Origin of the sequence: Rhodoferax sp. (assembly GCF_010365055.1) — a bacterium.
GTDB lineage: Bacteria > Pseudomonadota > Gammaproteobacteria > Burkholderiales > Burkholderiaceae_C > Rhodoferax.
This window is the reverse complement of record NZ_JAAFHA010000132.1, coordinates 1-7310: the sequence shown is the minus strand read 5'-3', so window position 1 is coordinate 7310 and position 7310 is coordinate 1. Positions and strand designations below refer to the sequence as shown.

Annotated in this window: 13 protein-coding genes; 12 read left to right on the top strand and 1 reads right to left on the bottom strand. The window is 55.9% G+C overall.

The features are described 5' to 3' along the window. Positions 1-268: 268 nt before the first annotated feature. Positions 269-724: an IS200/IS605 family transposase gene (gene tnpA, locus GZ093_RS19085; protein WP_296489143.1), complete on the bottom strand. Its 456-nt coding sequence runs from the start codon at positions 722-724 to the stop codon at positions 269-271. Between the two features lie 157 nt (positions 725-881). Here tnpA and GZ093_RS19080 point away from each other — a divergent pair, with 157 nt between their 5' ends. The 12 genes from GZ093_RS19080 (at position 882) to GZ093_RS19025 (ending at position 7044) form a co-directional block, all read left to right on the top strand. Then, positions 882-1670, top strand: a complete 789-nt coding sequence (locus tag GZ093_RS19080; RefSeq protein WP_296489140.1) for a Fic family protein — start codon at positions 882-884, stop codon at positions 1668-1670. 89 nt (positions 1671-1759) lie between these two features. Next, positions 1760-2080, top strand: a complete 321-nt coding sequence (locus tag GZ093_RS19075) for a hypothetical protein (RefSeq protein ID WP_296489138.1) — start codon at positions 1760-1762, stop codon at positions 2078-2080. A gap of 229 nt (positions 2081-2309) precedes the next feature. Then, positions 2310-2603 (top strand): hypothetical protein, encoded by a 294-nt coding sequence (locus tag GZ093_RS19070; RefSeq protein ID WP_296489137.1) that lies wholly within the window; start codon positions 2310-2312, stop codon positions 2601-2603. Between the two features lie 25 nt (positions 2604-2628). Beyond that, on the top strand, positions 2629-3039 hold the full coding sequence (locus GZ093_RS19065) for a hypothetical protein (RefSeq protein ID WP_296489136.1): 411 nt from the start codon (positions 2629-2631) through the stop codon (positions 3037-3039). 7 nt (positions 3040-3046) lie between these two features. Further along, positions 3047-3181 carry a hypothetical protein gene (locus GZ093_RS19060; RefSeq protein WP_296489135.1) on the top strand — a complete coding sequence of 45 codons (135 nt, stop codon included), beginning with the start codon at positions 3047-3049 and terminating at the stop codon, positions 3179-3181. Positions 3182-3298: 117 nt separating this feature from the next. Next, positions 3299-3589: a nucleotidyltransferase family protein gene (locus GZ093_RS19055; RefSeq protein WP_296489133.1), complete on the top strand. Its 291-nt coding sequence runs from the start codon at positions 3299-3301 to the stop codon at positions 3587-3589. Beyond that, positions 3586-3741 carry a HepT-like ribonuclease domain-containing protein gene (locus GZ093_RS19050; protein WP_363261124.1) on the top strand — a complete coding sequence of 52 codons (156 nt, stop codon included), beginning with the start codon at positions 3586-3588 and terminating at the stop codon, positions 3739-3741. The genes GZ093_RS19055 and GZ093_RS19050 overlap by 4 nt, the downstream gene beginning before the upstream one ends. 363 nt (positions 3742-4104) lie before the next feature. Continuing rightward, positions 4105-4428, top strand: coding sequence for a hypothetical protein (locus GZ093_RS19045; RefSeq protein WP_296489131.1), 324 nt, complete (start codon positions 4105-4107; stop codon positions 4426-4428). Between the two features lie 120 nt (positions 4429-4548). Further along, the gene (locus GZ093_RS19040) at positions 4549-5991 is read left to right on the top strand and encodes a DDE-type integrase/transposase/recombinase (RefSeq protein ID WP_296489129.1); all 1443 of its coding nucleotides are present in this window, start codon (positions 4549-4551) and stop codon (positions 5989-5991) included. Beyond that, a complete protein-coding gene (locus GZ093_RS19035; RefSeq protein ID WP_296489127.1) occupies positions 5988-6719 on the top strand; it encodes an ATP-binding protein in 732 nt (243 codons plus the stop codon). Before GZ093_RS19040 ends, GZ093_RS19035 begins: the two co-directional genes overlap by 4 nt. Then, complete coding sequence (locus tag GZ093_RS19030; RefSeq protein WP_296489125.1) at positions 6709-6831, top strand: hypothetical protein; 123 nt, start codon at positions 6709-6711, stop codon at positions 6829-6831. Before GZ093_RS19035 ends, GZ093_RS19030 begins: the two co-directional genes overlap by 11 nt. An 18-nt stretch (positions 6832-6849) precedes the next feature. Further along, complete coding sequence (locus GZ093_RS19025; RefSeq protein ID WP_296489123.1) at positions 6850-7044, top strand: hypothetical protein; 195 nt, start codon at positions 6850-6852, stop codon at positions 7042-7044. The last annotated feature ends 266 nt before the right edge of the window (positions 7045-7310 follow it).

The following is a 7310-nucleotide window of genomic DNA, read 5'->3' as shown; positions in this document are numbered from 1 at the left end:
ACCTTACCAGGACTATAGTCATGATCGACTACTGGAAGGAAAAAAAATCCAATGACGGATTGGGCAGATCAAGCGTCCTAAAAAGCCTCACAAATAAATTATTGTTTGTGAGGCTTTTTTGCATTCAATTACTTTGCGTATTGCGGGTACTCACGCTCAAAAAATTCCTTGGCCTCGCCCATTGAACACCAAATCCGCGCATTCCCCCTGCTAGGCGAGGTGGCCGCGTAGCGGCATTAAGGCGTGAGCCGAATCGCCAGGAGGGGGTCTAGCGGAGGCTGTTGGTCTTTGCCTTTGCTTTGGCTTTTCTCACATGTTCTTCGGTTCCCTGAGCGTCCACATAAGCTCGCACAGTTTCCAGCGTGGCTCCGCCCACACTGCCCACAAAGTAGGCCCGATGCCAGAACAACGGCTTGCGATAGAAATCTGCCAAATGCTCTGCAAACCGATTCCTGGTACGCCGGGCGCTGGCGGTCTTGAGGTTATTGATCAACACCGAAATATCGAGGGCTGGGTGGATGTCAACCAGCAAGTGGGTGTGGTCAGGTTCGCCGCCGAATTCAACAAGTTTGCAATTCCATGCGGCGAGACACTCGGAGAACGCGATTTTTAGGTAATCCAACAACTCAGGCGTCAACGTCTTGCGTCTGTACTTGGTTACAAATACGATGTGTAGCTTAATATTAAAAACAGCATGAGACTTAGACTGATTGGTGTTTTCCATTCTTGCGCCTTAATGTAATGGGTATGCGGATTTGAGTGTGTTTTTGGCTCCAAATCCTACGCCTGACATTGTGTAGTAAAACCGGATTTTATTGTTGCAATAGTTGGTTTGTCCCAATATAATGAAACCGGATTACATTGTGGGAACAAGGAAATATATGGAACTCTTTTCTGCTTTAGGCTTTCGATGGGACAGGCTCGCTGTGCCCGCTGCGGTGCCGACGCACTCCATCGAGCGGGTGGCCTTCCGTTTTCATCGCATGCTGCCCGAGTTCGTTTGGGATGCGTCCGTCCTAGAAGGAAACCCGTTCACCTTTCCCGAGGTCAAAACCCTGCTCGATGGCGTGACTATCGGCGGTCGGAAAATCTCTGACCAAGAGCAAGTTCTCAACCTAGCGGAAAGCTCCAAGCATCTTTTGGCTCTGGTGAAGACTGGCAAGTTCTCGTTGGGCAAAGCGACGTTTACTGAGCTGCATAGTCTTGTTGCCCACAATGAAGCGCTGGAGTGGGGGCACTTCCGAGGCGAAGGTAAAGAGACAGGCTACACGCCGGATGTTGGTTTGGGTGAACAGGGGCGATACACGCCGCTGGCAACCGTGGCGGGTGCGCCAGAGTTGAATCGTGTCTTTGCCAGTGGCCTGCAAGCGCTTCAAAGCGACGTGCAGCAACCCTTCGAGAAAGCTGCCGCCTTTTTCCTGTTCGGTGCTTTGCAGCAGTTTTTTTTTGACGGCAACAAACGCACGTCCCGTTTCATGATGAATGGCATTTTGATGTCGGCGGGCATTGATGCTGTCAGCGTCCCCGCAGCAAAGGCGCAGGAATTCAATGAAAACATGGTCAGGTTTTACATGGAGAAGGATGCCACTGAAATGATGTCATTCTTGGTCAATTGCCACCCAGACGCTGAACAGATTCTTGAAACAAACCAATCCAGTCCAAGACAGTGATAACGGAATGGAGCCATGATAAAAAATTACGGCTATCCCAATTTGGCTGTGTTTATCCACAACAAAATCCGATTTTTTGGAGTTATTGCATGACAAATGAAGTCTTGAGCACTGATGCATCCCCGGCACCACGTAGAGCACGGTTGCACAGCATCGAAGAACACCATTACTACACCGCGTTGGAAGCGCCCGACGTGAAAGTGGCGATCCATGATTACGAGGGAGCGCAGGCGCGGCGCGATAGCGTCAGTCGGAAACTGTGTGGCGGCTCTACTGCCGTGACTGTGGACGATCTCGGGCGTTGGGAAGCCTCACTTGCGACCGCTAAGAAAACATTGGCGCAACTTGCGTTTCACACGCCCATTTTGAAACGACACCCGGCTTTCGCTTCTGTGGTTGACCACAGCTAAATCTGGTGAGAGAGGTATTTTTGCATAAAAACAATAATTTACGTTTATCGCTTGGGGTCAAGGACGGCGAAGCCGCAGCTTTGCTGCTTGTCCTTGATGTCAAGAGATAAACGGAAGACTATGACTCATGCAAAATTTAGGTGTTTTGTTGCACTTGGACCTTGAGACCGCCCTGCATATACAAGTGCAAAACCCTGCCTCAAAACAATGACGACGAAGGAATGACGCCATGACCAACGATAACAAGCCGCCTATTTTCGGCCACACTGCAACGTTCGACCCGTCCACCCATGAGCCGCGCACCGGCAAGTCAGCCGCAATGGGTGAGCTGATGGCTCAGTTTGCAAACAAGCCGGAATATTTGCAAGCAACGATCATCAGCAATTGCACGACGACGCTGCCGATGAAATTCAAGTTCGACCCCGAGGACAACGGACACACGGTCATTTTCGCACCGACGCGCTCAGGCATGAGCGCGGACTACTCGGTTTTTCGACTGACTGATGCCGAGGCCGAAAGATGAAGAAAAACGACAAAGGGGCCTTGAAATGAAGATGACCAGCAACAGTGCGCAGTGCGCAGTAAAGCAGGCAAGCGTGACGGCCATAAGGGCACACTTCTGCGGTGAAGGCGCGAAGGCTCGCATCCTTCGGTTCGTCCGGGACGTGGCAATAGCTTCTGGTGGATGGACGGCCATGCTACTTTTCGTCGGTTCCTGGGCTGTTATTGGCGGCCTTCTGGTCGGCCCTGAGCACGACTTCTTTCTGACGCAAGTACACTCATGGATGGTGGCAACGCCTGTCGATCAGGTGTTGGTGCAGAGCCATACCCTGTTCGTGTCGGGCGCATGGGTGTGTGTGAAGTTTGGATTGCTTCTTGGATTGGGACAGAAATTGCTCACAGTGGTGACGCCTGCGGTGAATGACGCGAAACAACGTTTCAATTCGACCTTGGCTTAAGTGCAAGATGACCGAGTTTAATTCCGACCTTCTGAGGCTGCTGCGCCTTCATGGCTTCGCACTGACCTTCTATGGCGGCGACGCGCTGCATGCTGGTGTTGGCGCTCCCACCGAGCAACAAACATGGGGTATGCGGATTTGAGTGTGTTTTAGGCCCCAAAATCCTGCACCCGTCATCTTGGAGTAAAACCGGATTTTATTGTTGCATCTAAAGTCCAAGCAGAATACAATGAAACCGGATTTAAATGTAGGAGAAACCATGAAACCATCTGAAGCTCTTCAGTCAAACCGTCCCGCCATTCGTGACGTGGTTGCGGCCCATCACGCCTGCAATGCACGGGTGTTTGGCTCCGTTCTTCATGGACTGGACACAGAGCAGAGCGATCTTGACATTATTATTGACCCAACACCGCAGACCACTTTGATGGATGTCGCAGCCATTCAGGTCAAGTTGGAGCGTCTGCTGGGGGTGTCTGTCGATGTACTCACCCCAAAGGCACTGCCTGAGAAATTCCGCAATCTTGTTCTTGCCGAGGCAATGCCGGTATGACCAAAAGCCTTCGAGTCCCAGATTACCTTGGGCACATCTTGCAGGCAATCGAGCGTATTGATCGCTACACGGCTGACCTGGATGAAATCGGTTTTCTAAATAGTGAACTGGTGCAGGATGCGGTGATACGCAATATCGAAATCGTTGGATGAGTACGTTCAGGGATCGTGATGGCGTTTGCTACTGAATTGATCAAGTAGCGCGATGGGAAGGGGAAAGTACCCCTCAAGGCACTTGAACAAACGAACCTTTTGGGGCAGTCTCTTGTTTTACGAAGACTCGAGACGATCCAAGTGTGCCATATCCTCCTGCAAGACCCCAAGTTTTTTCAATTACTGTTACGAATTGACATTGATCTGGCTGCGCAAACGCTCGCCGGGAAATGTCCGTGTGGCGGTGTCCTCCACAAAGCCGACTATCCACGTAAACCCCGTGGTTGCCCGATCGAGGTCCGGGCTGACTACGCATCGCGTTTCAGTTTCTGTTGTAGCCGGTGCCGCAAGCGCTCGACGGCCATGTCGGTGCGTTTTCTGGGGCGGCGCGTGTATTTATCGCTGGTGGTGGTGTTGCTGTCGGCCCGGCGCGCCGGGCCGACAGCAACGGCAGCGCAACTGTGCAAGACGCTGGCCGTTCCTGCCCGGACTATTTTGCGCTGGCGAACCTGGTGGGTTCAATTGTTCCCAGCAACGCCGCTCTGGCAGGCCAACTGCGCCCGCTTCATGCCTCCAGTGGCGACGACCGAGCTTCCGGTCAGCCTGACCGAGCGCTTTACCGGCCCGGCGGCGGAATCAATGATGCGGCTACTGGCCTTTCTCACCCCCTTGACGGTGCGCCAATGATCACGCTATTGGAGGGGCACGCATGACCCGCAGAGGTTGCCAATAGCCAATTCTTGTGGGGTTTTGTAAGCTGACTTCCCATCAGCACTGCCGCCGGCAGCGCATCATTGGGAGCTCTTTTTGAATGCAATAACCGATCCGGTCAAACGCGATGCTTTCGCGCGGCTGCGCTTCTCGATCATTGGCCCCTTGCTGGCCGCGCCGCCTGCGCCCGGAGAATTGGACGGCGCCTTGCGGCTGCTCGCAGCCAAGACATGGCGTCATCCGACATCCGGGCTCGATATCGTTTTCGGCATGTCGACCATGGAGCGCTGGTACTACGCGGCGCGCAAAGCCAGTGATCCAGTGGCTGCCCTCAAGAATCGCCTGCGCGGCGACGTCAGCCGCTTTCCAAGCCTGACGCCGCTGGTCATCGACACCCTGACCATTCAGTATCGGGAGCATCCGGGCTGGACCGTCCAGCTGCACTTCGATAACCTCTGCGCCGCCCTCAAGGGCAGCGACACCGCGATCGCCTCCTATCCCACTGTCCGGCGCTATATGAAAGCACAGGGCATGTTCCGCCAGGCCCGGCCCAAACGCGCGACCGCCGGCGCACTTGCCGCACGCGACCGACTGGAACGGCTTGAAGTGCGCAGTTTCGAAGTGGATCATGTGTGCGCCCTCTGGCACCTCGACTTCCATCATGGTTCCCGCAAGGTGCTCACGCGCCAGGGGAGCTGGGTGACGCCGATGCTGATGGGCGTGATCGACGACCGCTCACGTCTGGTCTGCCATCTGCAATGGTATCTCGACGAAACGGCCGAAAGCCTGATTCACAGCCTGTGCCAGGCCTTCATGAAACGCGGCCTGCCACGCGCCCTGATGACCGACAATGGCGCCGCCATGCTGGCCGAGGAAACTACCGCCGGCTTAGCCGCACTGAGCGTGCTGCACCAGACCACGCTCCCTTATTCGCCGTATCAAAACGCGAAGCAGGAATCATTCTGGGGACGGGTCGAAGGCCGCCTGATGGCCATGCTCGAAGGCGAAGCCAACCTCACCATTGATGCGCTCAATCTGGCGACCCAGGCCTGGTGCGAGCAAGAGTACCACCGCACGCGTCACTCGGAAATCGACGCCACGCCGCTGGCGCACTATCTTGCCGGCCCGAACGTGGCGCGCCCATGTCCTTCGAGCGCCGTGCTCGCTGCCGTCTTCCGCATCGAAGTGGTACGCCGGCAGCGCCGCTCCGACGGCACTGTCAGCCTCGAAGGTGCGCGCTACGAGATCCCGTCGCGCTATCGCCACTTTGAACAAGTCCATCTGCGCTATCCCCGCTGGGATCTGTCCCGGGTCGATCTGGTCGATCCGCGCACCGGCGCCATCCTGTGCCCGGTCAAGCCGCTCGACAAGTCCGCCAATGCCAACGGCCAGCGCCGGCGGCTGGCCCCGGTGGCGGCCGATCTGTCACCGCTGCTGCCCAAGAGTCTGCCAGCCTTGCTGACCGAACTGCTGGCCGACTATGCCGCCACGGGCGTGCCACCGGCCTATCTTCCCACCAATGACGAGAGTGCCGCATGAATCAGAAATTACTCGCCCTCTACGGGCTCAAATGGAATCCATTCTCCCCGGAGTTGCCAACCGAGGCGATCTATGTGCCAGCCAAGATCGAGAACTTCTGCTGGCGCATCGAACATGCGCAGATCCGCGAGGGCGGCTTCGCCATGATCCACGGCGATCCGGGTAGCGGCAAGAGCATCGTCTTGCGCCTGCTTGCCGAACGCCTTAAAAAGCAGCCGGACATTACCGTTGGCGCCATCAACCACCCGCAGAGCAATATGGCCGATTTCTATCGCGAGCTGGGCGACATCTTTGCGGTGCCGTTGCGACCAAGCAATCGCTGGGGCGGCTTCAAGGCCTTACGCGAGCGCTGGTTTGCCCATCTCGAATCGAGCCGCTGCCGACCGGTTCTGTTGATCGATGAAGCGCAGGAAATGACGCCGCAAGTGCTTTCCGAATTGCGCCTGCTGGCCAGTGCCCGCTTCGATTCCCAGCCGCTGCTGTGCATCGTCATTGCCGGCGATGCCAGGCTGATCGAGAAACTGCGCCGCGAAGAACTCATTCCTCTGGGCAGCCGTATCCGTACCCGGTTGGCCACCGAGTTCGCCAGCCGCGATGAGCTGCTGGCGTGCCTCGATCATTTGCTCGCAGGGGCAGGCAACGCCAGCCTGATGACGCCGCAGTTGCGCCAGACCCCTATGCGATCACGCCGCCGGCAATTACCGCATCCTGACCTCCATGGCCGCTGAACTGCTCGCCGCCGCCGCGCAACGCGACTTGCCTGTGCTCGATGAGAAGCTTTACCTGGATGTGTTTGCACAACCCACTTTGCCCACCCAGCGCCGCGCTGCTGCCCGCTGATCATCGAGAGAGTCCACCATGAACGGTCTACCAGAGAACGGCATACCATTGCCCCCACTTTCTGACGAAGCTGCCGTTGAGATTCTTGACTTCCTCGGAGCGGTGTTCCAGATATTTGAAACACGCTATGCCAACCAGATTTATCGCTACTACCAGGCCAACAATATCGTCCGGTCGCATCCATCCACAATCACCGACTGCGAGCCCTTCTGAACGATCTCGTCTACTAATGTAAAACGCCGCGAGCTCTGAAGGCTGGCGGCGTTTTACTATCAAAATTTCACGTCAATTGGCCATCGCCGAATGTGAACATCGGACCATCAAATTAGGTGATCACACTCACCATGGGCGACGGAGATTTTCCTGTATTGCACGCGCGTAGATCATGAGCCAGGAGTGGCTGCGGGAGGCGGTGAGGTTGTGTTCGTAGGCTAAAAAGAGGCCAGTGTGGCACCACTGCCGCCGTACCATAGAGCAAT